The sequence below is a fragment of the Mesorhizobium sp. genome (assembly GCF_004962245.1).
Classification (GTDB): domain Bacteria; phylum Pseudomonadota; class Alphaproteobacteria; order Rhizobiales; family Rhizobiaceae; genus Mesorhizobium.
Genome location: NZ_SUHQ01000011.1, coordinates 1 through 21,777, shown reverse-complemented (window position 1 = coordinate 21,777; position 21,777 = coordinate 1). Strand labels below are relative to the sequence as shown.

Below are 21,777 nucleotides of genomic sequence, written 5' to 3'. Positions count from 1 at the left end.
GTCCAAGGATGAGGAGAGAAAATGACCACTGAAAGCAACGTTACCCGCGAAATCATGGAACGCTTCAACGGCGCATTTGAGATGCATCGCCCCGAAGACCTCGATGATCTGATCGGCGAGGGCTGCGTCCTCGAAAATACGGCGCCGGCTCCGGATGGAGCGCGCTACGAAGGGCGTGAGGCTTGCCTCAATTTCTGGAAGGGAGTGGCATCGTCCGCCAACCTTGTCTTCAAAGCTGAGGAAATCTCCGCGATGGGCGACCGTGGGATCATCCGCTGGCAACTTCGCTGGAGCGAGCGCGAAGCGGACCGGGTTCGAGGAGTTAACATCATGCGCGTTCGGGACGGAAAGATCGTCGAGGGTCTGGGATACGTGAAGGGGTAGCGCCAGTTGGCGCTACCGGTCAGTCAGCGCCAGCTTTGCGCCGAGCATGACGAAAGCGCCGGCGAAGGTGCGCCGCATCCACGTCAGCACCATCGGCCGCGAAACGACATGGCTGCGGATCGAGGCGGCGAAAATGCCATAGCCGACGAAGACGATGAAGGTCAAAAGCATGAAGACGGTGCTGAGCTCCAGCATCCTCGACAGCGCATGCGGTTCGGTCGTGCTGACGAATTGCGGCAGGAAGGCGAAGAAGAAGATCGACAGTTTTGGGTTGAGGATGTTGATGAGGACGCCCGAGGCGATCATCTTGCCGGCCGAGCGCGGCGCGATATCCTGCGCGACGCTCAAGCCGCCGCCCTCCTTCAGCGTGTTCCAGGCCATGTAGAGCAGGTAGGCGACGCCCAGATATTTCAGCGTCTCGAAGGCGACAGCACTGGTGTGCAGCAGCGCCGCCAGGCCGGTGATGGCCGCCGCCATATGCGGGATGATGCCGAGCGTGCAGCCGAAAGCAGCAATGATGCTGGCGCGTGCGCCGCGCGACAGGCCGGCGCTCAGCGTATAGAGAACGCCGGTGCCAGGCGAAGCCACGACAATCAGCGACGTCAACAGGAATTCGATGCTCACGATGGTTCCTCCCGTACCCTGCCCGTCGGCAAGGTAGTCAGCAAGGGCACGTAGCACAAGCCATGGCGATTGGTCGCAGGAACGTCGGCAAAGTCCGCGTCCCGCTCGTTCTGTTGGAGGTCTTCACACGGTGCGCTGCCTTTAACTTCGCGCTACGCCGCCATAGGCGCCGGCTTTGTCGCCGCCTCATTCACTGCTCCGTCTATGATCACATGACCGATGCCCCGGGAACACATCTCGATCCGTGCGTCCACGTTGTACACCTGCCGCAAAAGGGCGCTGGTGATGACATCGCGCGACGGGCCGCATGCGACGAGCCTCCCTTCGACGATGACCATGGTCCGATCGGCAAAGCGAAGGGCATGATTGATGTCGTGAAGGGCAATCAGCACCGCCGCGCCCCTCTCTCGCGCGACCGTTCGCATCAAGCTCAAGACTTCCACCTGGCGGTTGAGGTCCAGCGCGGAGGTCGGTTCGTCCATCAGCAGCACCTCTGGCTCGCGGACCAATGTCTGCGCGATACTCACCAACTGCCGCTGCCCGCCGCTAAGCTCCCCGATATTGCGAAAGGCGATGGCAGACAGGCCCAAGGCGGCGATGGTTAGGTCGATCGTTGCCAGATCCGCGGCAGTGACGCTCCAGGCCGAGTCCTGTTTGCGGGCGAGCAGGATCGATTCGTAGACGGTCAGCACTGCGCTGGCGGCTGTATCCTGCGGCATGTAGCAGATGGTATTCCGCGCCGCGGCGCGTGCGCCTTCGATCTCGATACGGCCCGGGCCCCGCAAGAGCCCGGCGATACGCTTGAACAATGTGGACTTACCCGCGGCGTTGGGACCGATGACAGCGACCACATGCCCGCCGGAAAGATGCGGTGTCGTAACCCCGCTCAGCACCAGCCGGTTACCGTGGAAAGCTCCGAGATCGTCGAGCCTGATCGTCACCATGAGCGCCTCACATTCGAGAGGATGAGCGAGATGAAGAAGGGAATGCCAATGAGCGAGGTGACGATGCCTATCGGGAAAATCGTACCCGGAACGAGCGACTTGCTGGCGACCGAACTCGCCGAAAGGACGAGCGCCCCCGAAAGAGCCGAGGCGGGCAGGAAGAAGCGCTGATCTTCTCCGATCAGCATGCGGGCGATGTGCGGGCCGACCAACCCGATGAAGCCGATCGTGCCGACAAAGGCGACGGGGATGGCGGCGAGCAGGCTCACCATCATCATGGTTTCGAGCCTCAGGCGCGCGACGTTGACCCCGAAACTCGCGGCTTTGTCTTCGCCCAACCGTAGCGCCGTCAGCGCCCAAGCGCGGCGTGCGAATATCGGCAGCGTTGCGAGAAGGATGAGGCTGGTGATGATGAGCTTGGGCCAGGTGGCCTTGGTGAGGCTTCCCATCGTCCAGAACACGACCGCGGCCAGCGCCTGCTCTGAGGACAGATACTGGACGAGCGACAGCAGCGCATTGAAGGTAAAGACGAGCGCGATGCCGAGAAGCACTATGGTTTCGACGGTCACGCCGCGCTTGAGGCTCAATAGATGGATGACGAGCGCGGTCAGCATCGCAACCGCGAAGGCGTTGAGCGGCACGACATATTCGATTGCCGCGGGGACGAGCGCGACGCCGAAGGCGAGCGCGAGTGCTGCGCCGAAGCTGGCTGCCGCCGAAATGCCGAGCGTAAACGGGCTGGCAAGCGGATTGTTGAGGATGGTCTGCATCTGAGCCCCGGCAACCGAGAGTGCAGCGCCAACGACCACAGCCATCAGCGCGATGGGAAGCCGGATTTCCCAAAGCACGACGCGCACCTGAAGCGGTACGGAGCCGGGAGAAACGAGGGCGAGCACCACCTGGTCGAGGCTGTAGCTGGCAGGGCCGAGCGCGAGGTCGATGCAAAGGCTCAGGAGCAGCGCCAGGGCGAGCCATGCGAGGATGAGCTGCTTGCGCAGGACGAGGGCGCGGTAGAGCCCGCGCCCTTCTTTGGCCGACAATGCCGCTGGTTCACTGCTCATCGGAGAGCGAGACCCAATAGCCAGACCTGTACTCGACCGGCAGGAACTTCTCGTGCAACTCCTTGAAGGTGGCCTCGGCGTCCAGATCGGCGAACAGGTCGGGGTGCAGCCACTTGGCCATCTGCTGGATGGCGACGAACTGGTAGGGGCTGTTGTAGAACTGATGCCAGATGGCGTGGATCCGCCCGCTCTCCACCGCCTTGACGCCCGTGAGGGCAGGCCGTTCCGTTAGGCCCTTGAGCTTCCTGAGTGCCTCCGCATTGTCCGCGCCGGGGCCTACTCCGACCCACTTGCCGCCCGGCACATACGCCTCCCAGTTGCCGCCTGTCACAATCACCTGATCAGGATCGCTTGCGATGATCTGTTCCGGGTTGAGCGCGCCAAAGGTGCCCGGGATCAGGTCCGCCGCAATATTCTGGCCGCCGGCCATCTCCACGAACTTGCCGAAATTGTCATTGCCAAAGCTCATGCAGCAATCGTCGGAATAGCCCCCAGCGCGCTCCATGAAAACAGTCGGGCGCTTTGGATCCTTCTCTTCGATCACCTTGGTGACACGTGCGATCTGCGCGGTGCGGTAGGCGACGAACTCTTCGGCCCGCTCTTCCTGGCCAAAGAGCTTGCCGATGAGGCGCATGCTCGGCTCGGTGTTGGTGAAGGGATGCTCGCGGAAATCGACATAGACCACCGGGATGCCGACGGCGGCGAGCTTTTCGATATATTGCGCGTCCTCGGTTGCCTGCTTGGACTCGATATTCATGATCATCACGTCCGGCTGAAGCGCGATGGCCTGCTCGATGTCGAAGGTGCCGTCCTTGAAACCGCCGAAGGTCGGGATCGTAGCCATCGAGGGGAATTTCTCCAGATAGATGGCGTAATTGTCGGGATCGGCCTGGGAGAAATCCTCGCGCCAGCCGACGATCCGCTTGAAGGGATTGTCGGTATCGAGCGCGGCAATCAGGTAGATCTGCCGGCCTTCGCCGAGGATGACCTTCTCAACCGGCGTCTTCACCTCGACCTTGCGGCCGGTAATGTCGATGACGGTCTCAGCGCGCGCGCCATCGGTTAGCGGCATGAAGGCCGCGAGGGCGACCGCGGCTGCAAATATCGACTTCAAAATCATTGTGCTCTCGCAATTCAGTTTGCCGGTCCGGATTAGAAAACATGAATTGTGTAATCAAGAATTATCTTTTAGAGCAATTCCAATGTGCCGCTTCTGGGGAGAGTGTTTCGGCGATGACGGCTCACGCAAACTATTCGCTGCGCGACGAAATCCGGGACTATTGGTCCGACCGCGCCGAGACCTTCGACCTGCAGGTCGGCCACGAAATTTTTTCCGAGCAGGAGCGCACCGCCTGGCATGCGCTCATAAGCAAGCACCTCGGGCCTGGCGCCGGGCGGGCATCTTTGGATATCGCCTGTGGGACGGGCGTCATTTCGCATCTGATGCACGATCTGGGATTTGTGGTGACGGGCCTCGATTGGTCGGAAGCCATGCTCGCCAAAGCGCAGGCCAAGGCGCAAAAACGCGGCGCCGCTATCCGGTTCATCGTAAGTGATGCTGAACGGACGATCGAGGACAAGGCGAGCTACGACGTCATCGTCACTCGTCATCTCGTCTGGACGCTGGTGGATCCGAAGGCGGCCTTTGCCGAATGGTTCTCGCTGCTGAAGCCGGGCGGCAAGCTGCTGGTCATCGATGGCGATTTTGTCAGCCGCAACTGGGCAACGAGTTTGCGGGAACTTTGGGAGAAGCTCACAGCCGGCAAGTCGCGGTTGGTGGACAATGACGGCGCCTCTATTGCCGGACGCCACCGGAGCATTCTTGCCCGAGTCTATTTCTCGGGCGGCGCACGGGCGGAAGTGATTGGGCGCTTGCTGGCCGAAGCCGGGTTCGATGAGCCCGTCGTCGACTGGAAACTGGGCGCGATCCATCGCGCCCAGGCGCGGAAGATGCGTTGGCCCAAGGCGATCGAACGAGCCACCCAACACCGCTTCGCGATCTGCGCGACGAAGCCGAAGTAAAGCTCTGAGCAGGCTTGACGTCGATTGCGTAGGAGGAACCGCGCGGGCAAAATTTGACCCGAAGCGGAAATTCACTGAGACACTACCTGAGGGCCGTTATTACGGCGTCGGCAATCCGTGCGCCTTGCGCGCCATCAGGCAATCGTCGCCGCCGGGCATGCAGGCGCGGCAGACATCGGGGCGGATCTCGTAGATGCCGCAAGCGGTGGACTTGCCAACCTCGCCGGCAAGCGCTGAGCAGCGCGTCCCGTCACAGCGCATGCCGGCTTCGTCGGCGGACACGTATTTTGCCGGAATCCGGTCGAGCTGCGCGTCGTCTTCTGTCGAGAAGCGCGGCCATTCGGCCGAATAGGAACAGCAGGCGCCGCAGCTCTGGCAATCGAAGAGAGGAGCGGCGTTCTCTTCCAGAGACGAAAAGGCCCCGGCGACCGCCAAGGCAAGCAGCCCTGGCGCAACAGGATCAAGATCAGCGTTTCGCGGCAAGAGCGCTATTTCTTCTTCCTGGCCTTGCGCGACGCCACCTCCGCCGGCGACTTGAACAGATCGGTCGCGGCCTCGACGGATGCGTCGGCTTTCGGCGCCGCGGCCGGCTTGGCCAGCTTTGCGGTGGCGGCTGGTGCTGCCGGTTGGTCCTTGGCAGAAAATTTTATGGCCATATCAGTCCTCGTCGGAGAAACGCGAAGATGGCGCATTCGGGTTACGAAGGCGGCCGATCAGCGCCGAGACCGCCGTGATGTTCATTTCCTCGGGCGACCAATTCCTCGCCTCCTCGATGTGCCGAGGCGCCAGCTCGCGATGCGTGCTGCCGCTATAGGCGGCATCCTGATGGGTGACGCGCTCATGGGTCTTGGCATTTTCGCGGACATATTCGATCAGATAGTTCGGGCATTCGGAGCGGCCACGTACGCCGAGCCGCACCTGTGCATCGCCGTGGGCGCGCTTGCAGCGCTCGAGCTTTTCGAGCACGCGCCGGACATATTCGACTGGCTTGTCGAGGGCTCCCACGACATCGGCGATGGTCGAATCGGCGGCGATCGCTTTTTGCGGGACGCGCTTGGTGGCCATCAGCGTCTGCCCGCGCGCTTCGGCGAGGCGGCAAGCGCGGCGGCGGCAGCCATCTCGTCGGCTTCCTTTTCCAGGCGCAGTTCGCGCAGCCGCGCGGTCTTGGCTTCCCGGGCCTGGCTGACGGCATCCTGTTCGGAAATGATGCGGTTGAGCGACATGGACTGGGTCTGGGCCTTGCTGAAGATGGATTCGGCCTGGTCGCGGGATTTCTTTGAAGTGGCGGTCAAGGTCTTTCTCCCGGTTCGGAGCATGATGCCGCAAAAAATGGCGAGACCGGTCTTTCGACCAGGACCATGCACAAGGCAATACGGCAGTCGGATTCAAATTGCTGGAGCAGCCTTAACACGTTCAGGCGAACGCGCGGTGCTCTTTCTCGAATTTTTGAAGCACCCCCAATGCAAAAGGCCAGGCATTGCCTGACCTTGTGCGCTGGAGCGCCGCGCGTCCGGATGAACGCGCTGACACTTCTCATCTGCGCATGATCCCTGGAAACTGAAGTTTCCGGATCATGCGCTGGAATTCGCCGTTCACCGGTGCCAGTACATCCGTGGTCACCGGCGAGGCTGAATTCCGTTTTAGGCCGCCTTCAACTGATCGGCGGACATCTTGCCCGACTTGTTGTCGCGAACCATCTCGTAGCCGAGCTTCTGGCCCTCGACGATGTCGCGCATTCCGGCGCGTTCCACGGCCGAGATGTGGACAAAAACGTCGGCCGAGCCGTCGTCAGGCTGAATAAAACCAAAACCCTTGGTGGCGTTGAACCATTTAACTGTGCCTGTGCTCATAACGAACCCTTTCCGTGGCAAATATTCGTTCGCCGTCATGCGAATGCACAACAACGTTTGTCTCGATTTTGATGGGGGAAGTTCGTCAAAGGCGCGCCTGGGCGCGCGGATAACAAAAGTCAGTCAAACAAATATCGACGAATTTCTTTTAGACTTCTTTTGGCGCTATGTCAATTTTTGCTTTCGCCGCCAGCGGACCCGTCGCCGCAAGCTGGTCCGAAGCACGCAATCCGATTGGCGGATCCGGCGTCGGAACCGGGCCAGCGCCGGCATAAAAAAAATCGCACCATTACGGGAACCATTTTGGTGATCGCGCATTTTGAGTATCGTCAGCAGTTCATGAGAGCAATCTTGGGAAGGCTGACACAAAGGACGCCTCCCGTGCAATAAAACGCGCGAGGGGCGTTCTTTTTATCAAAACGCGAGGGGCGTTCTTTTTATCGCGAGCGGCAATCGGCCTCAGAACCGGAGAAACCTGCCGCCCGTTTTCCCAGGACGAACACAAATTCCCAGGAGATGCGGCCATGATGAACAAGGATCAGGTTGCGGGCCTAGCCAAGCAGGTCAAGGGTTCGGTCAAGAAAGCCGCCGGCAAGGCGACCGGCAACAGGCGCGTCCAGGCTGAAGGCTCGGCCGACAAGATCGCCGGCAAATTGCAGAAGGCCTATGGCGACGTGAAGGACAAGGTCAGCAAGGCACTCTGATCCCTGCGACGCTGAAATCAAAGTGCCAGAGCGCTGTCCGCCCTCGCCTGGAACGCGCAGCGCACCGTTGGTCCTCACATCTTCAGGTTCTTCGAGAAAGCGTTGGTGAAGGCGACCTCGCCATGGTCACCGATGGCTTCACCAAGCACCACGTCCACGCAGTCGCTGGTCACCCGCGCCAGCGCGAAGCCGCCCATGAAGGCGGCCTTCGGCTTGAACAGGTCGAGCCCGTCGCGGCTGTAGATCATCGGCGTCTCGTGCTGGTGGCCATGGAAGATGCCGATGACATTGTAGCCTTTCAGCGCCGCCAGCAGCGCCTGCCGGTCCGCTTCGCTCCACCAATGCGGCGCGCCGGTGCCGTCATCGTCGAAGGTTCTTTTGGCGGCATCCCACCGTTCGATCGAAAAAACATCCCAGCCATAGTGCTGGAACAGGATGACGGGGCGACCGTCCGCCGCATGGGTTGCCAGGTCCTCCTTCAGCCACGGCAGGCTGGAAACGGCGCCGTGGCCGGTGTCGCCTGCAAAACGGTGCGTCTGGACGAGATGCAGGCCGCCCCAGTCCCATGAGTAGCAGTCGGTGTCGATATCGTAACTGGCTGCCGGCACCGGCGGCTTGAAGAACACGCCGGCACGATGGTTGACCTCGACATAGTCGCGCATTTCGCGGCGGTACCAGTCGGTATGCGGCGGCGGACCGTTCTGGTCCAGATCGTGGTTGCCGAGCCCGACATAGACCGGCACATGCACGCGATCGGGACCGACGCCCTGCTGGTAACGCTGGCTGAACTGGAGAAGCTGCGTGCCTTCGCTGGGCTGGGTGACCTGGCCGCCGCCGTCGTCGGTCATGTCGCCGCCGACGACGAGGCCGAGCGGCGTGCCGATGCGGCTGCCGGCCGAGCGCAGGCCGGTCGCGATGCCGTTGATTTCGGCCGGCCACTCCTTGTCGCCGATGCCGTTCAACGCGGCGACATTGCGCAGCAGGGCGGCATCGGTCTTGCCTTCCTGCTGGCAATTCGGGCTCAGCCCGCTGGCCATGCGACAGGCATGGACATCGGCGATGAACAGGAAGGTGGCGTCGACAGGCGCAATGCGCTGCCCGGTCTGACCGGACGCCGGCCGCACAAGGGCGACGGCCGCGGCAAATCCCGCCGCCTGCGCCAGAAAGCTGCGCCGTGAAAGTGGTCCTGCCGAGACGCGATCCATGGGGCGAAAATCAGCACAGTCGGTGCCTCTTCGTCCAGTGGACTCGAACGGATGTCGACACGGTGCCGCAGGTCTGGCATTCCTTTCAGTGTCGGAACTCAACTTAAGCGGGCAGATGCTATGAAGACGATATCCATCGGCATGACACTCACCATCCTGGCGAGCGCCGCTCATGGTGCCGAGTGCATCGACGCCAAGGCCGCCAAGGCCGGCTTCATTCTCGAAAAGCCTGGGATCCGCAGCGAGTTTCGACCGGCAGCGGGTGGGATGATGTCCGTCGCCAACACATACCAGTCTCAATCGCCGCAGGCGCAATTCCTGTTCGGCGGTCTGATCGAGGTGCTCCGCGACAGCGAGACCGGTCAGCTTGCCATGATCCCGTTTTCCGATCTCAGAAAGCTGTTTCCGCTCAAGGCAGGGACGAAAAGCAAGACCCTGTTCGTCCGCCTTGCGCCAGACAAACAACCGAAGGGCACCGAAACGCTCGAAATCAACGTCAAGGGCAAGGAGACGTTCAGCCTCGGCGACTGCAAGTACAACGTGCTCGCCGTCAAGCAGACGATCAAGAACGAGGCCGGCAAGACACTGGATGAATTCACCGCGCTCTACGCGCCCGACCTGCAGGCGGTTCTGGCCAGGCGCTATGACGAAGGCACCAACGCCGAAAGCGTGGTCGGCTACGAGGTCATCGAACCGCTGCAGTAGGGTGAGGCCCATCAAGCGCCTTAGAAATCACAGGCCTCGGGGCGCTTGTCATTCGACCAGTTTGCGAGCTTCACGGGTGTGAATTTCCCTTCGATCGGTTTACTTTCCTCCAGTCCTTCCGACACAATGCCCTTTCCGGTGAGAAAGTTGATGTCACAACCGCCGATGGTTGTCTCCACGTCCCATGACCCATCCGATTTGTGGACTTCGTTGCCCCACTCCCAGTCTCTGGAGTAGCCTGCGACCAGCAATTCGCCGCCGCGATGGACGATCGTGATGCCCTGGCCCCATGATTGCCGGGCTCCCCAGCCGTAAACGGACGTGACGATCAGCGATCCCTTGCCATTGCTTTCTAGTGGCTGAACCCAGGGGGTTTCTTCCGGATCGACGATGTCCTTTCTAAGAAAGGCCGGCTTGCGCGAAAGATCGAGCTTTTCATCGCCGACGGCCAAGTAGAGATAAAGGTCCACGCTCTCGCCAGCGCCCAACCCGTACCGCTCGTCGCTCAAAGGGCCAAAGTCCGTGCGCTCGGGACCGCCCACCAACACCAACACGGCTCGATCCGTTTTGCCATCATTGTCGATATCGAGCTTGATCTCGTACAACGCCTTGATTGAAGGCTCGGCGAGCCCAAACACCGGAACTGTCGCAAGGGCGATGGCGCAAGGCAAGGCCGCACGTTGGAATACTGTCTTCGAGAGCAATTGTCCCCCCAGCCATCCAGCAAGTCATTCAGGATAACATCAGTCGGGCGAGTGGCAAACCTGGCGAACAGCGGCAGTATTACAGGGGCCCCTCTCGTCCAGCGCGCGTACACAGTCGCGCAGCACACCAGCATCCTGCGTCGTCTTGGCCATCGACATGGCACCGGAATAGGTGGCGACCGAGAGCGCGGCGAAACGTTGCGGATCGGTCCCCTGCTCCCTGCCCGCTTGCTGGTCGTCTCTGATCTTGTCGGCGATCGCCTGGCGCCATACCGAAAAGATGCTCGCAAGGGCAGTGCGGAAATCCGGATCGGCGAGCGACAGTTCATGCGCCAGGTTGTTGAGCGGGCAGCCGCGCACGAAACCTTGTTGCTCCAGTTCCGTTGCCACGGCCTCGAACACGCCGCGCACAGCCTCGCGCGCCGAGCCTGCCGCCCGCACCGGGGCAATCCATGTTTCCTCGACGGCAGCCGCCACCCGCTCCTCGATCACCGCCAGCGCCAGCGCCTTCTTGGTGGGGAAATGATGATGCAGCGCGCCGCCGGTGACGCCCGCCGCCGCCATCAGGTCGCCGAGGCTGGAAGCGTGGTAGCCGCGCGCCTGAAAGGAGGCTTCGGCGACATCGAGCACGCGTTTGCGCAGGCCTTCCGGGTCGTTGGTGCGTTTCCCGGGCCGCACCTTTGGGCGAGCGGTCATCTCTGCTGACATTTCCGCACGATAGCAGATTGACAAAACAGGACAACCGGTCTGTTTTAAAACAGGATAAACACCCTGTTTTGGAGATTGCGCTATGAACCTGCCCGTGAATGCCCCTCCGAAATCTGGCCTTAACGCCTCGCCGGTCGTCGAACTCAGGCAGTACGTGCTGAAACCCGGCCAGCGCGATGCGCTGATCGGTATCTTCGACGGCCATCTGATCGAGGGCCAGGAAGTGGCAGGGATGACCATCATCGGCCAGTTCCGCGATCTCGACCGGCCTGACATGTTCGTATGGCTGCGCGGCTTCGACGGCATGGAGGCACGGAAAAATGCGCTGACCGCTTTCTACGAGGGACCCGTGTGGGCTGCCTGGCGCGATGCCGCCAACGCCACGATGATCTCCTCCGACGACGTGCTGTTGCTGAAGCCGGCATGGCCAGGTGCGGGTTTCGACCTGACGGGTTCGCAACGAGCGGACTTTCCGGGTGACAAAAAGCCAAGCAGGGACAATCGGTTGTCGGGTATTGTTGTCATCCGGATTCATCATTTGCGGCCCGGCGCCGAGGCCGATTTCGCCAGCCGCTTCGAAACCGACGCCATTCCCATGCTGGCGGCACTTGGCGCGCGGCCGCTTGCGGCTTTTGTCAGCGAGCATGCCGAAAACAGCTTTCCCCGTCTGCCGGTGCGGACGAGTGAAAACGTCTTCATAACCGTCACCGGTATCGACGGCACCGACGCCCATGCAAGCCTTGAGGCAGCGCTTGCCACCGCGCCGGTCTGGCAGGCGTTGCAGTCGGATCTGGCCAGGCCGACGGAAACGCTGCGCCTTTCGCCCACCTCACAATCGCTGCTGGGGTGATGACATATCGTGAGGACGCATGACCGAGCAAATTTCGCTTTCCGGCCAGCCTGACGTAAGAAGCCTGTCCTACAATCGTGGTGCCAGCTTCATGCCATCGAACGACCCGCTGATCCTTTTCTACACGACTTTTTTCAGCAAGCCTGTCGATATCGCATCTATACGCTGTGACGTGCCTGGACGGTGGACGCTGGACAAGAGCCGGATTTCCGAGGCGGCCGCGGTCGTCTTCCATATTCCGAACTTTCGGGATATCGGCGATGCTTACAAGTACCCGGGCCAGTATTGGGTCGCCTGGTCGATGGAGAGCCGCCAAAACTACAAGCGACTCGCAGACGCCGAAATCATGAAACATTTCGACATCACGATGACGTATGAATCCCGGTCGGATGTTTGGGCGCCCTATCTTCCTCGCATCCGCTGGTGGGAAAAAACGCTTGCCAGGCCAGTCCCGTTGAAGACGGAAATCGCTCCGGTGGCGCATTTTCAATCGGCTGGATTGAACTACAGCGGCCGCGTCGATTTCGCAGCTGAGCTTTCACGCCATATCAAGATCGATTCCTATGGCCGGCATCTCAACAATCGATCGATTTCCGGTCCCGATCTTGGTTCGAAAACAAAGATCGAAACCATTGCGCGACACAGATTCTGCCTCGCGCTGGAAAACTCGATCGAGACCGATTACGTCACCGAGAAGATCTTCGATGCATTCAGAGCCGGTACCGTACCGATCTATCTTGGCGCGCCGAATGTGGGTGAATTCGTCCCGGAGAATTCGTATATCGATGCGAACGCCTTCCACGACGCCAAGGATCTGGCCTCATACCTCCAACATCTGATAGAAACGCCGCAAGCCTACGAAGCTTATTTTGCCTGGCGGGCAAAGCCGCTGCCTCACGAGCTCATCAAGCGCCTGCAACACCTTGAAACACCTGCCTTCTGTCGATTGGCGAACCTCGTTCGTCAACGTATGGAGAACCGCACAGCCCCGCCAACCGGAAGGCCAACGCTGCCTTTCGGCCGCATCTCTTTCCTGCGCACGCGGCTACGTCGCTGGCGGAAAAAAGCCCCGAGCTGACAATCCGCTCGCCTCCCCGCTGTCCGGTGCCGGAAGGGCGTCCTTTTGAACCGATTTGCATCGCTCCCGTCCCTAATCTTCGCTTGAAGCCAGTTGTGCAACGCGATACGCCGGTGCCGAATTCGACAGACCGGAGAGACACGTGAGCGCGCCAGAGAGCAGAACTGAAACCGACACGTTCGGTCCCATCGAGGTCGCCGCCGACCGTTACTGGGGCGCGCAGGCGCAGCGCTCGCTGGGCAATTTCAAAATAGGCTGGGAAAAGCAGCCGGCGTCGATCGTTCGCGCGCTCGGCATCGTCAAGCGGGCGGCGGCCGAGGCCAATATGGAGCTGAAGCGGCTCGACCCGGCAATCGGCAAGGCGATCATCGAAGCCTCCCAGGAGGTCATCGACGGCAAGCTCGACGATCATTTCCCGCTGGTTGTCTGGCAGACCGGCTCGGGCACACAGTCCAACATGAACGCCAACGAGGTGATCTCCAACCGGGCGATCGAGATCCTGGGCGGCGTCATGGGCTCGAAGAAACCGGTGCACCCCAACGACCACGTCAATATGAGCCAGTCGTCGAACGACACCTATCCGACGGCCATGCACATCGCCTGCGCCGAGCGCATCGTCCACGACCTGTTGCCGGCGCTCAGGCATTTGCACGCGGCGCTGGAGGACAAGACCAGGGCGTTCGCCCACATCATCAAGATCGGCCGTACCCACACGCAGGACGCCACGCCCCTTACCCTCGGCCAGGAATTCTCAGGCTATGCCGCGCAGGTCGCCTCCTCGATCAAGCGCATCGAGATGACGCTGCCCGGCCTGCAGGAACTGGCACAGGGCGGCACCGCCGTCGGCACCGGCCTCAATGCGCCGGTGGGCTTTGCCGAGAAGGTGGCGGCACGCATCGCCGCGATCACCGGCATCGGCTTCGTCACCGCGCCGAACAAGTTCGAGGCACTGGCCGCACATGATTCCATGGTGTTTTCGCATGGCGCCATCAACGCAAGTGCCGCCGCCCTGTTCAAGATCGCCAACGACATCCGCTTCCTCGGCTCCGGACCGCGCTCTGGCCTCGGCGAATTGTCGCTGCCGGAAAACGAGCCGGGTTCGTCGATCATGCCGGGCAAGGTCAATCCGACGCAGTGCGAAGCGATGACCCAGGTCTGCGTGCAGGTGTTCGGCAACAATGCCGCACTGACCTTTGCCGGCAGCCAGGGCCATTTCGAGCTCAACGTCTACAATCCGTTGATGGCCTATAATTTCCTGCAGTCGGTGCAATTGCTCGCCGACGCCTCCATCTCCTTCACCGACAACTGCGTCGTCGGCATCGAAGCGCGGGAAGACAACATCCGTGAGGCATTGAACCGCTCGCTGATGCTGGTGACAGCACTGGCGCCGACCATCGGCTACGACAATGCCGCCAAGATCGCCAAGACCGCGCACAAGAAGGGTACAACCTTGCGCGAGGAAGCGCTGGCCACCGGGCTGGTCAGCGAAGCCGACTACGACCGGCTGGTGCGGCCAGAAGACATGACGCATCCGGGATAGCCATCGACCGATCGCAAAAACGTTACTGCGGTGAACGATCTGTAACCAAATCTGCGTCTTTGGTGAACAGTCGACCTGCTCTATCTGGATGGGCATCACAACCCCATCCCGGAGAGAACCACCATGTCCACCAATACTTCCGTTGCCGGTTCCGGCACCGTTTCCAACGCCGCTTCTAACGCCTCTGGCACGATCCTTCTCGGCCGTGTCCTGCTTTCAGTCATCTTTGTGCTTTCCGGTTTCGGCAAGCTCACCGCGATCGCCGGCACCGCAGGCTATTTCGGCAGCATGGGCCTGCCGATGCCGACCGTAACGGCGATCGCCGTCGGCCTGATCGAACTGCTCGGCGGTCTCGCCATCCTCATCGGTTTTCAGACACGGATCACCGCCTGGGTGCTGGCGGTCTTCACCGTCGCCACGGCGCTGGTCGCCCACACCGGCTGGGCCGATCAGATGCAGATGATCAGCTTCATGAAGAACCTGGCGATTGCCGGCGGCTTCCTCGTGCTGGCCTCGTCGGGCGCCGGCGCCTATTCGGTCGACGCCAAGCGCGGCTGACGCAGTCTCAGGACTATTGCAAGAAAAAGGGGCGCGGAATTTTCCGTGCCCCTTTTTCGTTGTCGATCCATCCGGACGTTCGATTCGCCGGACCAGTTGGCGTGGCGCGAATTTCTGCCAAGATCGAAGTGTCGGGGAGGAACAGGCCAACCGGCTCGGCCGACAAGGGAGGTGACCATGCCCCACGATGCGCTGCTTCTGCTTTCCCGGCTGCTGCTCGCCGCGCTTTTCGTCCCTTCCGGTTTCCACGGGCTCAGCGACATCGCCGGCACCGCAGGCTATTTTGCCGGCCTCGGTCTGCCGCTACCGACGCTCGTGGCCTGGGCGACGGGCCTATTCGAGTTGATCGCCGGACTGCTCATCCTCGTCGGCCTCAAGACGCCGATCGCGGCACTCCTGCTTGCCGCCTTCTGCATCGCAGCCGCCTTCATCGGCCATTATGGTCAGGGCGGCGGCGACCCGACGCTGACCTTCATGCATTCACAGATGCTGATGAAGGACCTCGCCCTATCAGGCGGTTTCCTGGCGCTGGCGATGGCTGGCGCAGGTGCCTATTCGATCGACGGCCGGGCATTTGGGATCGATGCCGACGCCATTTGACCGAAACAAGGCTACTTGGCCCGACCTAATTGGCAGAAACGAGCTATTTGGCAGACACACTGGGGCCGCCCTCGACCTCCAGCACCAGCCGGCGATTGATGACCCTCGCCAGTTGCACCAGGCGCCCGGCAGGCCGCTCGCCGTAAAGATCGGCCAGTGACGCCGGCAGCACCAGCGCAAGCACGCCATTGCCGCGATTCTCCCATTTCAGCCGCGGCATGACGCCCGGCATCGCCGCCGTCAGCAGGTAGACGACGCGCATTACCGCGGCCAGCGCGCGGGCGCGCTCGAGGTAACGCGGCGTCGCCAGTCCCCGGATTTCCGGAGCGGCTTCATTGAACAGGCCCTCGTGGCGAAACAGATTGACGAGCGCCAGGAAGGCGCGCCCGGGATGGTCGACGCCGATAAAGGAGGCATGGGCGATGATGTTGAGCGACTGCTTGCCACGATATTCGGGATGCGCGCGCCAGCCGATGTCGGCAAGCAGACAGGCGGCCCGGCGATAGCGCGTCTCGTCATCGGTCTCGTCGATGCCGAAGGCGGCAAAGGTCTTGCCCGTCCATTCGACAAGCTCCTGCGCATGGGTGACCGAGCGCGAGCGAAGCCGGGCAAGTTCCTCCGAGGCCGAGATCAGCGGATCTGCCCTCTGCTCGGCTGCGTTGAGCAGCGAATAGAGAAAGCCCTCGCGCACGCCCAGCGCCGAGACGATGATCTTGGACGGCTGCATCGCCGTCATGATCTCCTGCAGCACGATGGCGCCATAAGGCAGCAGCGAGCGGCGGTTCTTCGAGACGCCCTCGATGCCCCTCACCTTCTCGATCTCGCCCTTGGCCACCTGCTTGAGGAAATTCGCGGCGCTGTCGATGCCGATCTCATAATGGTGCATGACGGCCAGCGGATATCTGGTCATTTCCATATGCAGCCGGGCGAGGTTTCGCCAGGTGCCGCCGACCGCATAGAATGGCCTGCCCCGCCCGCCTTTCAGAAGCTTTGCCCGCGCCAGTTCGTCGCGAGCTATCTTTGCCGCCTGGGGCAGTGAATTCCTGGCCATGTCCTGCAGACGCAGGCCGCCCAGCGGCAGCGTGATGCCGTCGCCGATCGCCTCGCCGTCGACGTCGACCAGTTCGAGGCTGCCACCACCGAGGTCGCCGGCGATGCCGTTGGCCGGATGGAAGCCGGAAATGACGCCGAGCGCGGAATAATGCGCTTCCTGGCGCCCGCTCAGCACCTGGACCTCGGTCTTGAGCACGTCTTCGGCGCGGTGGATGAAATCGGGGCCGTTGACCGCCTCGCGGGCGGCGGCGGTCGCCAGCACATACATATGCTCGGCGCCGGCCTGGTCAGAGAGCGCACGGAAACGGCGAAACTCCTCCATCGAGCGCGTCACCGCCTCGGGGTCGAGCTTTCCGGTCGAAACGATGCCGCGACCGAGGCCAGCCAGCATCTTTTCGTTGAACAGCGTGGTCGGCGAGCGCGCCAACCCCTCGTAGACGACAAGACGGATCGAGTTCGACCCGATGTCGATGATGGACAGCGGTCGGCGGTCCTGAAGCCGGCCCTGGGACGTTGAAATCATCAGCCGGACGCTGCGCCGTTTTTCTTGCGGCGCTTGAACTGCGCGATGCGCTTGGGCGCATGCGATTTCAGTGCATCGCCCCGTCCGGAAAGGCTCGGATTGGTCATGAAATATTCCTGCGCGTTGAACGGTTCCTCGCCCTCCTCAAGCACGGCGCGCCGAGAGGTTCCGTCAGCCAATACGTCGAAACTTTGCTGGTTGTCCATGATGTTGCCCAGCATGATCTGGCCGAGAACCTGTTCATGCACAGTTGGATTGGTGATCGGCACCATGGTTTCGACACGGCGGTCGAGATTGCGCGGCATCAGGTCGGCCGACGAGATGTAGACGACGGCCTCATCCGAGGGCAGTCCATGGCCGTTGCCGAAACAATAGATGCGGCTGTGTTCGAGGAAGCGGCCGACGATCGACTTCACCCTTATGTTCTCCGACAGGCCAGGCACCTGGGGCCTCAGGCAGCAGATGCCGCGCACGACGAGATCGATCTCGACGCCGGCGCGACTGGCGTCATAGAGCGCGTCGATGATGATCGGATCGACCAGCGAATTCATCTTCATCCAGATGCGCGCCGGCCTGCCCTCCAGCGCATGGGCAACCTCGTCCGAAATGTGCTTGAGGATGCGTTTGCGCAGCGTGAAGGGCGATATGGCCAGCCGCATCTCCTCGGTCGGCTCGGCATAGCCGGTGATGAAGTTGAACAGCTGGGCGACATCGCGCGCGATCGTCGGATCGGTGGTGAAGAAGGACAGGTCGGTGTAGATGCGCGCGGTGACCGGGTGGTAGTTGCCAGTGCCCAGATGCACGTAGTTGCGCAGCTTGCCGTCCTCGCGCCGCACCACCAGCGACATTTTCGCGTGGGTCTTCAGTTCGAGGAAGCCGAACACGACCTGCACGCCGGCGCGCTCGAGGTCGCGCGCCCAACGGATGTTGGCCTCCTCGTCGAAACGCGCCTTGAGCTCGACCAGCGCCGTCACCGACTTGCCGGCCTCCGCCGCGTCGACCAAAGCGCGCACGATCGGGCTGTCGTTCGAGGTGCGATAGAGCGTCTGCTTGATCGCCACCACTTCCGGGTCGGCCATTGCCTGGCGCAGGAACTGCACCACCACGTCGAAGGATTCGTAAGGGTGATGAACGATGATGTCCTTCTCGCGGATGGCGGCGAAACAGTCACCGCCATGCTCGCGAATGCGCTCGGGAAAGCGCGGATTATAGGGCGTGAACTTGAGATCGTCGCGAGCGACGGCGACGATCTCCGAAATCTGGCTGAGCGCCAGCGGACCGGTGAGCACGCTGATGCGGCTCGACGAGACTCCAAGCTCGCCGGCGACGAACTCGCGCAGTTCGGCCGGCATCAGCTTGTCGAATTCGATGCGGATGACCGAGCCGCGGCGGCGGCGCTTCAACGCCGTCTCGAACAGGCGCACGAGATCCTCGGACTCCTCCTCGACCTCGATGTCACTGTCGCGGATGATGCGGAAGGTGCCGGAGCCCTTGACTTCGTAGCCCGGGAACAGCTTGCCGATATAGAGGCCGACCGCCTCTTCCAGCGGAATGAAGCGGACATGATTCTTGCGGTCGGGCAGGCGGATGAAGCGCTTCAGCGCCACCGGCAGACGCAACAGCGCGCTCATCTCCTCGCCATTCCTACGATGGCGCAGTTGCAGGGCCATCGAGAAGCCGAGATTGGGAATGAACGGGAACGGATGCGCCGGGTCGATCGACAGCGGCGTGAGGACCGGAAACACCTGTTCCTGGAAATGATCCTCCAGCCAGGCCTTTTCGTCCTTGGTCAGTGCATCGCGGTTGATGCTCTCGATGCCTTCCTTGTCGAGCAGCAACATCAGCGCGGAGAGACTTTTCTGCTGGTCCTCCTGCAGACGCTCGACCTCGCGCAGCAACTGTTCCAGCTGTTGTTCGGGGGTGCGGCCGTCCGGGCTCTTCAGCGTGATGCCTTCGCGAACCTGGCCGGCGAGACCGGCGACGCGGACCATGAAGAACTCGTCGAGATTGGCGGCCGATATCGACAGGAAGCGGACACGCTCGAGCAGCGGGTGATTGGCGTTCAGCGACTCCTCGAGGACGCGGCGGTTGAATTGCAGCCAGGAAAACTCGCGGTTGACGAAGCGATCCGGGTTGCCGCCTTCGGGGCTCGCCACCTCGACAGTGGTGAATTCGTTCTGCACTGGCTTTAGTTGGTTCATCATTCCTGCTTGTTTCCCACCCGCTACCGGCCAGAGCGCCGCACGTCCTTTCGGACGCGCAAGGGACGCGCGGCCCGTTCTGACGCTACTCATGATCCGTCCCGAAAACCCGATTTCGGTTTTCGGGGCCATGCCTTAACCGGCTTAACTTATCCTCTGACAGGCTTTTGCGACAGTTTCATTTCATCGATCTTGCAAAGAGACGGGTTATGATCCAGATGCAGATAGAGACTGCAGCGCCGCGCGTCCTGCCGGACGCGCAACGGACGCCGCAGAATTCCAATTTGCGCATATCTCGAAAATGTCGATTTCGAGATCATGCGTGAGCTAAAGGAGAGGACGATGGCAGGCGGTTCCATTCCCCATTTCCAGAACGATGCGGGGTATCCGGCGATCGACATCGGCGTCAAGGAATTCATGTGCACCGGCGCCAACCCGCCTTTCGACCATCCGCATGTATTTCTCGACATGGGCGACGACAATGAAAAGGTCTGCCCCTACTGCTCGACGCTTTATCGCTATTCGCCAAAGCTGAAGGCGACGGAAACGCAGCCTGCGGGGTGCCTGTATATCGGCCAGGCCGCCTGACGCGCACACATGGACGATACGCGGTCCCGGCAGGTCGTCATCGCCGGAGCCGGCATTGCCGGGCTGACCGCGGCGCTGGCATTTTCCGAGCGCGGCTATCTGGTGCGGCTGTTCGAGCAGGCGCCGCGCCTCGAAGCGGCCGGCGCCGGCATCCAGCTCTCACCCAACGCAACGCGCATCCTTCGCCATCTCGGCGTGCTCGACCGGCTGCTGCCGGCGGCGGTGCGGCCGGAGGCGGTCGTGCTCAAAGACGCCGCCACGCTGCGCGAACTGGCGCGGGTACCGCTTGGCGAAGCCGCCGAAAGGCGCTGGCAGGCGCCCTATCTCGTCGCTCATCGGGCTGATCTGCAAGACGCGCTGATGGCGCGCCTTACGGAACAGCCCGACATCAGCCTCGTCACCGGCGCGCGCGTCGGCAGCATCGCCACAGGAGCGCGCCATATCACGGCAACGGCCGAGATTGCCGGCAAGACCGTCGAGGCGAGTGGCTTTCTGCTGATCGGGGCCGACGGCGTCTGGTCGACGATCCGTGGCCTCGACCCTTCCGGCGAGAACGGGTCTGGCAGGAACGGGGTTTCTGCCCCTGGGCCGGCTTCGAGCCGGTTTTCGGGCGAGCTTGCCTGGCGCGCCACGATCGGCGCCGACAGTGCCGCGGGAGAGGCTTTTGCGGCGGTCGCCGCCGCCAATTGCGTGACCGCCTTCCTGCATCCCGGCTTCCACCTTGTCGCCTATCCGGTCAGCGGTGGCACGGCGTTCAACCTGGTCGCCTTCACCAGGGGCGAGATCATCGCCGAGGACTGGTCGGGCCACGCCGACCCCAACATCCTCGCCAGCGCCATGCGTGGCACGGCCGCGGCACTGGCCCGGCTTGCCGAGGATGCCGGCCCGTGGGCCGTATGGCCGGTCCATACGGTCGACCAAAGGCAGCCGTGGACGACGCCCGCCGGCATAGCGCTGATCGGCGATGCGGCGCATGCGATGACGCCGTTTGCGGCGCAGGGCGCGGCAATGGCGATCGAGGACGCCGCAACCCTTGCCGGCTTTGTCGCCGCCTCGCCGGCCGATCCCGCAAGCGCGCTTGCCGCCTGGGAAAAGATGCGGCGTCGGCGCGTCGCCCAAGTCGCCCGCCGCGGTGCCCTCAACCACCTCGCCTGGCACGCTTCCGGGCCGGTGGCGGTCGCCCGCAACCTGTTCCTGAAGCTGCGCTCGCCGGAAAAGCTCGCGGCCGATCTTGACTGGCTCTATGGCTGGCGGGTGCCGGACGCTCGGCGGTCCAAGTCGTCAGCGTAGCGATCATCAATCGGAACGACCTTCAATTGTAAAGCCGCATCGACAGGTCGAGCGAGACCGGCAGCGGGTTCCACCAGCCTGTGCGCAGACCGGCGGTGCGCAAGGCAGCCGCCGTCCAGGTATTGCAGCCGACCAGCGCGTTGAAACGGCCATTCGCCTCGTAGAAGCGGTCGAACCTCGAATAGGCCGCATTCTCGATCAGGATCGGGCCGTTCGGCCCTTGCTGGAAACTCGCGGCGATGAAGTCGAGCAGCACTACAAAACGTTCCTCGTCGATGTCGAAGCCGGCGACGTTGGCATGCGGCTCGACAATGTCGCCGGTGACGTCGACATGCATCACCGAAGCGTCTGATGTCAGCGCCTTCATCACCGGGACGGCTTTCAGCTCCGACCAGGTCGGGGTCTCCAGATAGAAGGCGCGGCCGCCCCAGCCGAAGACGATGTAGCTGACCTTAGCCATGTCGGCCGGAATGCCGGCATCGGTCAGGAAATGGAAGCGCTCGCGCACATCGTCATCGACGGGAATGGCGATATCGGTATGGATCGGATTTTTCAGCACCAGGATGTGCCTGGCGGCGGCGGGGT

Annotated in this window: 26 protein-coding genes; 11 read left to right on the top strand and 15 right to left on the bottom strand. The window is 62.1% G+C overall.

Translation table 11 applies throughout. The features are described from left to right. Positions 1 to 21: 21 nt before the first annotated feature. Complete coding sequence (locus E5X88_RS13475) at positions 22 to 384, top strand: nuclear transport factor 2 family protein (protein WP_292161910.1); 363 nt, start codon at positions 22 to 24, stop codon at positions 382 to 384. A 12-nt stretch (positions 385 to 396) separates the two neighbouring features. Here E5X88_RS13475 and E5X88_RS13470 read toward each other — a convergent pair whose 3' ends face one another. From E5X88_RS13470 to E5X88_RS13455, 4 genes are all read right to left on the bottom strand, one after another. Then, on the bottom strand, positions 397 to 1,008 hold the full coding sequence (locus E5X88_RS13470) for a LysE family translocator (RefSeq protein ID WP_292161908.1): 612 nt from the start codon (positions 1,006 to 1,008) through the stop codon (positions 397 to 399). Positions 1,009 to 1,160: 152 nt separating this feature from the next. Continuing rightward, positions 1,161 to 1,952: an ABC transporter ATP-binding protein gene (locus E5X88_RS13465; RefSeq protein ID WP_292161907.1), complete on the bottom strand. Its 792-nt coding sequence runs from the start codon at positions 1,950 to 1,952 to the stop codon at positions 1,161 to 1,163. Further along, entirely contained in the window at positions 1,946 to 3,013 is a 1,068-nt protein-coding gene (locus E5X88_RS13460) for an iron ABC transporter permease (RefSeq protein WP_292161905.1), read from the bottom strand. Before E5X88_RS13460 ends, E5X88_RS13465 begins: the two co-directional genes overlap by 7 nt. Continuing rightward, on the bottom strand, positions 3,003 to 4,085 hold the full coding sequence (locus E5X88_RS13455) for an ABC transporter substrate-binding protein (protein WP_292162199.1): 1,083 nt from the start codon (positions 4,083 to 4,085) through the stop codon (positions 3,003 to 3,005). Before E5X88_RS13455 ends, E5X88_RS13460 begins: the two co-directional genes overlap by 11 nt. 161 nt (positions 4,086 to 4,246) lie before the next feature. On the opposite strand from E5X88_RS13455, the gene E5X88_RS13450 reads away from it, so the two are divergent. Beyond that, positions 4,247 to 5,035: a class I SAM-dependent methyltransferase gene (locus E5X88_RS13450; protein ID WP_292162198.1), complete on the top strand. Its 789-nt coding sequence runs from the start codon at positions 4,247 to 4,249 to the stop codon at positions 5,033 to 5,035. 99 nt (positions 5,036 to 5,134) lie between these two features. On the opposite strand, the gene E5X88_RS13445 is transcribed toward E5X88_RS13450, so the two are convergent. The 5 genes from E5X88_RS13445 to E5X88_RS13425 form a co-directional block, all read right to left on the bottom strand. After that, complete coding sequence (locus tag E5X88_RS13445) at positions 5,135 to 5,470, bottom strand: YkgJ family cysteine cluster protein (protein WP_292162196.1); 336 nt, start codon at positions 5,468 to 5,470, stop codon at positions 5,135 to 5,137. A gap of 53 nt (positions 5,471 to 5,523) precedes the next feature. Then, positions 5,524 to 5,691 (bottom strand): hypothetical protein, encoded by a 168-nt coding sequence (locus tag E5X88_RS13440; protein WP_292161903.1) that lies wholly within the window; start codon positions 5,689 to 5,691, stop codon positions 5,524 to 5,526. Between the two features lies 1 nt (position 5,692). Then, positions 5,693 to 6,100, bottom strand: coding sequence for a hypothetical protein (locus E5X88_RS13435; RefSeq protein WP_292161901.1), 408 nt, complete (start codon positions 6,098 to 6,100; stop codon positions 5,693 to 5,695). Further along, on the bottom strand, positions 6,100 to 6,327 hold the full coding sequence (locus E5X88_RS13430) for a hypothetical protein (protein ID WP_292161899.1): 228 nt from the start codon (positions 6,325 to 6,327) through the stop codon (positions 6,100 to 6,102). Before E5X88_RS13430 ends, E5X88_RS13435 begins: the two co-directional genes overlap by 1 nt. Before the next feature lie 348 nt (positions 6,328 to 6,675). After that, on the bottom strand, positions 6,676 to 6,885 hold the full coding sequence (locus E5X88_RS13425) for a cold-shock protein (RefSeq protein WP_010915421.1): 210 nt from the start codon (positions 6,883 to 6,885) through the stop codon (positions 6,676 to 6,678). Between the two features lie 524 nt (positions 6,886 to 7,409). On the opposite strand from E5X88_RS13425, the gene E5X88_RS13420 reads away from it, so the two are divergent. Continuing rightward, positions 7,410 to 7,589, top strand: coding sequence for a CsbD family protein (locus E5X88_RS13420; protein WP_292161898.1), 180 nt, complete (start codon positions 7,410 to 7,412; stop codon positions 7,587 to 7,589). A 74-nt stretch (positions 7,590 to 7,663) separates the two neighbouring features. Here the strand turns inward: E5X88_RS13420 and E5X88_RS13415 are convergent, their stop codons facing one another. Continuing rightward, positions 7,664 to 8,794 (bottom strand): metallophosphoesterase, encoded by a 1,131-nt coding sequence (locus E5X88_RS13415; RefSeq protein ID WP_292161897.1) that lies wholly within the window; start codon positions 8,792 to 8,794, stop codon positions 7,664 to 7,666. 120 nt (positions 8,795 to 8,914) lie between these two features. On the opposite strand from E5X88_RS13415, the gene E5X88_RS13410 reads away from it, so the two are divergent. After that, complete coding sequence (locus E5X88_RS13410) at positions 8,915 to 9,499, top strand: hypothetical protein (RefSeq protein WP_292161896.1); 585 nt, start codon at positions 8,915 to 8,917, stop codon at positions 9,497 to 9,499. Between the two features lie 20 nt (positions 9,500 to 9,519). Here the strand turns inward: E5X88_RS13410 and E5X88_RS13405 are convergent, their stop codons facing one another. Together E5X88_RS13405 and E5X88_RS13400 are read right to left on the bottom strand one after the other, a co-directional pair. Continuing rightward, positions 9,520 to 10,203 (bottom strand): hypothetical protein, encoded by a 684-nt coding sequence (locus E5X88_RS13405; protein ID WP_292161895.1) that lies wholly within the window; start codon positions 10,201 to 10,203, stop codon positions 9,520 to 9,522. Positions 10,204 to 10,242: 39 nt separating this feature from the next. Then, positions 10,243 to 10,899: a TetR/AcrR family transcriptional regulator gene (locus E5X88_RS13400; protein ID WP_292161894.1), complete on the bottom strand. Its 657-nt coding sequence runs from the start codon at positions 10,897 to 10,899 to the stop codon at positions 10,243 to 10,245. A 94-nt stretch (positions 10,900 to 10,993) separates the two neighbouring features. Between E5X88_RS13400 and E5X88_RS13395 the strand changes: the two genes are divergently transcribed. From E5X88_RS13395 to E5X88_RS13375, 5 genes are all read left to right on the top strand, one after another. After that, entirely contained in the window at positions 10,994 to 11,761 is a 768-nt protein-coding gene (locus E5X88_RS13395; protein WP_292161893.1) for an NIPSNAP family protein, read from the top strand. A gap of 19 nt (positions 11,762 to 11,780) precedes the next feature. Continuing rightward, complete coding sequence (locus E5X88_RS13390; protein WP_292161892.1) at positions 11,781 to 12,839, top strand: glycosyltransferase family 10 fucosyltransferase; 1,059 nt, start codon at positions 11,781 to 11,783, stop codon at positions 12,837 to 12,839. Between the two features lie 142 nt (positions 12,840 to 12,981). Then, positions 12,982 to 14,379, top strand: coding sequence for a class II fumarate hydratase (gene fumC, locus E5X88_RS13385; RefSeq protein WP_292161889.1), 1,398 nt, complete (start codon positions 12,982 to 12,984; stop codon positions 14,377 to 14,379). Positions 14,380 to 14,502: 123 nt separating this feature from the next. Beyond that, positions 14,503 to 14,937, top strand: a complete 435-nt coding sequence (locus tag E5X88_RS13380; protein ID WP_292161887.1) for a DoxX family protein — start codon at positions 14,503 to 14,505, stop codon at positions 14,935 to 14,937. A gap of 177 nt (positions 14,938 to 15,114) precedes the next feature. Next, positions 15,115 to 15,537 carry a DoxX family protein gene (locus E5X88_RS13375; RefSeq protein WP_292161885.1) on the top strand — a complete coding sequence of 141 codons (423 nt, stop codon included), beginning with the start codon at positions 15,115 to 15,117 and terminating at the stop codon, positions 15,535 to 15,537. A gap of 43 nt (positions 15,538 to 15,580) precedes the next feature. On the opposite strand, the gene ppx is transcribed toward E5X88_RS13375, so the two are convergent. Further along, a complete protein-coding gene (gene ppx, locus E5X88_RS13370) occupies positions 15,581 to 17,113 on the bottom strand; it encodes an exopolyphosphatase (RefSeq protein ID WP_292161884.1) in 1,533 nt (510 codons plus the stop codon). Then, positions 17,113 to 19,314, bottom strand: a complete 2,202-nt coding sequence (locus tag E5X88_RS13365; protein ID WP_292162195.1) for an RNA degradosome polyphosphate kinase — start codon at positions 19,312 to 19,314, stop codon at positions 17,113 to 17,115. Before E5X88_RS13365 ends, ppx begins: the two co-directional genes overlap by 1 nt. A gap of 342 nt (positions 19,315 to 19,656) precedes the next feature. Here E5X88_RS13365 and E5X88_RS13360 point away from each other — a divergent pair, with 342 nt between their 5' ends. Further along, positions 19,657 to 19,902 (top strand): zinc-finger domain-containing protein, encoded by a 246-nt coding sequence (locus E5X88_RS13360; protein ID WP_145720512.1) that lies wholly within the window; start codon positions 19,657 to 19,659, stop codon positions 19,900 to 19,902. 9 nt (positions 19,903 to 19,911) lie between these two features. Then, a complete protein-coding gene (locus E5X88_RS13355; RefSeq protein WP_292161879.1) occupies positions 19,912 to 21,192 on the top strand; it encodes an FAD-dependent monooxygenase in 1,281 nt (426 codons plus the stop codon). Positions 21,193 to 21,214: 22 nt separating this feature from the next. Here the strand turns inward: E5X88_RS13355 and E5X88_RS13350 are convergent. Further along, a partial coding sequence (locus E5X88_RS13350) for a TIGR02117 family protein (protein WP_292161877.1) occupies positions 21,215 to 21,777 on the bottom strand: 563 nt, incomplete at its 5' end.

Bases quoted from the DNA above. Each gene is read 5' to 3' on its own strand.
- E5X88_RS13475 (WP_292161910.1), top strand. From the start codon at position 22: ATGACCACTGAAAGCAACGTTACCCGCGAAATCATGGAACGCTTCAAC.
- E5X88_RS13465 (WP_292161907.1), bottom strand. From the start codon at position 1,952: ATGGTGACGATCAGGCTCGACGATCTCGGAGCTTTCCACGGTAACCGG.
- E5X88_RS13460 (WP_292161905.1), bottom strand. From the start codon at position 3,013: ATGAGCAGTGAACCAGCGGCATTGTCGGCCAAAGAAGGGCGCGGGCTC.
- E5X88_RS13455 (WP_292162199.1), bottom strand. From the start codon at position 4,085: ATGCCGCTAACCGATGGCGCGCGCGCTGAGACCGTCATCGACATTACC.
- E5X88_RS13450 (WP_292162198.1), top strand. From the start codon at position 4,247: ATGACGGCTCACGCAAACTATTCGCTGCGCGACGAAATCCGGGACTAT.
- E5X88_RS13440 (WP_292161903.1), bottom strand. From the start codon at position 5,691: ATGGCCATAAAATTTTCTGCCAAGGACCAACCGGCAGCACCAGCCGCC.
- E5X88_RS13435 (WP_292161901.1), bottom strand. From the start codon at position 6,100: ATGGCCACCAAGCGCGTCCCGCAAAAAGCGATCGCCGCCGATTCGACC.
- E5X88_RS13425 (WP_010915421.1), bottom strand. From the start codon at position 6,885: ATGAGCACAGGCACAGTTAAATGGTTCAACGCCACCAAGGGTTTTGGT.
- E5X88_RS13420 (WP_292161898.1), top strand. From the start codon at position 7,410: ATGATGAACAAGGATCAGGTTGCGGGCCTAGCCAAGCAGGTCAAGGGT.
- E5X88_RS13415 (WP_292161897.1), bottom strand. From the start codon at position 8,794: ATGGATCGCGTCTCGGCAGGACCACTTTCACGGCGCAGCTTTCTGGCG.
- E5X88_RS13410 (WP_292161896.1), top strand. From the start codon at position 8,915: ATGAAGACGATATCCATCGGCATGACACTCACCATCCTGGCGAGCGCC.
- E5X88_RS13400 (WP_292161894.1), bottom strand. From the start codon at position 10,899: ATGACCGCTCGCCCAAAGGTGCGGCCCGGGAAACGCACCAACGACCCG.
- E5X88_RS13395 (WP_292161893.1), top strand. From the start codon at position 10,994: ATGAACCTGCCCGTGAATGCCCCTCCGAAATCTGGCCTTAACGCCTCG.
- E5X88_RS13390 (WP_292161892.1), top strand. From the start codon at position 11,781: ATGACCGAGCAAATTTCGCTTTCCGGCCAGCCTGACGTAAGAAGCCTG.
- E5X88_RS13380 (WP_292161887.1), top strand. From the start codon at position 14,503: ATGTCCACCAATACTTCCGTTGCCGGTTCCGGCACCGTTTCCAACGCC.
- E5X88_RS13375 (WP_292161885.1), top strand. From the start codon at position 15,115: ATGCCCCACGATGCGCTGCTTCTGCTTTCCCGGCTGCTGCTCGCCGCG.
- ppx (WP_292161884.1), bottom strand. From the start codon at position 17,113: ATGATTTCAACGTCCCAGGGCCGGCTTCAGGACCGCCGACCGCTGTCC.
- E5X88_RS13365 (WP_292162195.1), bottom strand. From the start codon at position 19,314: ATGAACCAACTAAAGCCAGTGCAGAACGAATTCACCACTGTCGAGGTG.
- E5X88_RS13360 (WP_145720512.1), top strand. From the start codon at position 19,657: ATGGCAGGCGGTTCCATTCCCCATTTCCAGAACGATGCGGGGTATCCG.
- E5X88_RS13355 (WP_292161879.1), top strand. From the start codon at position 19,912: ATGGACGATACGCGGTCCCGGCAGGTCGTCATCGCCGGAGCCGGCATT.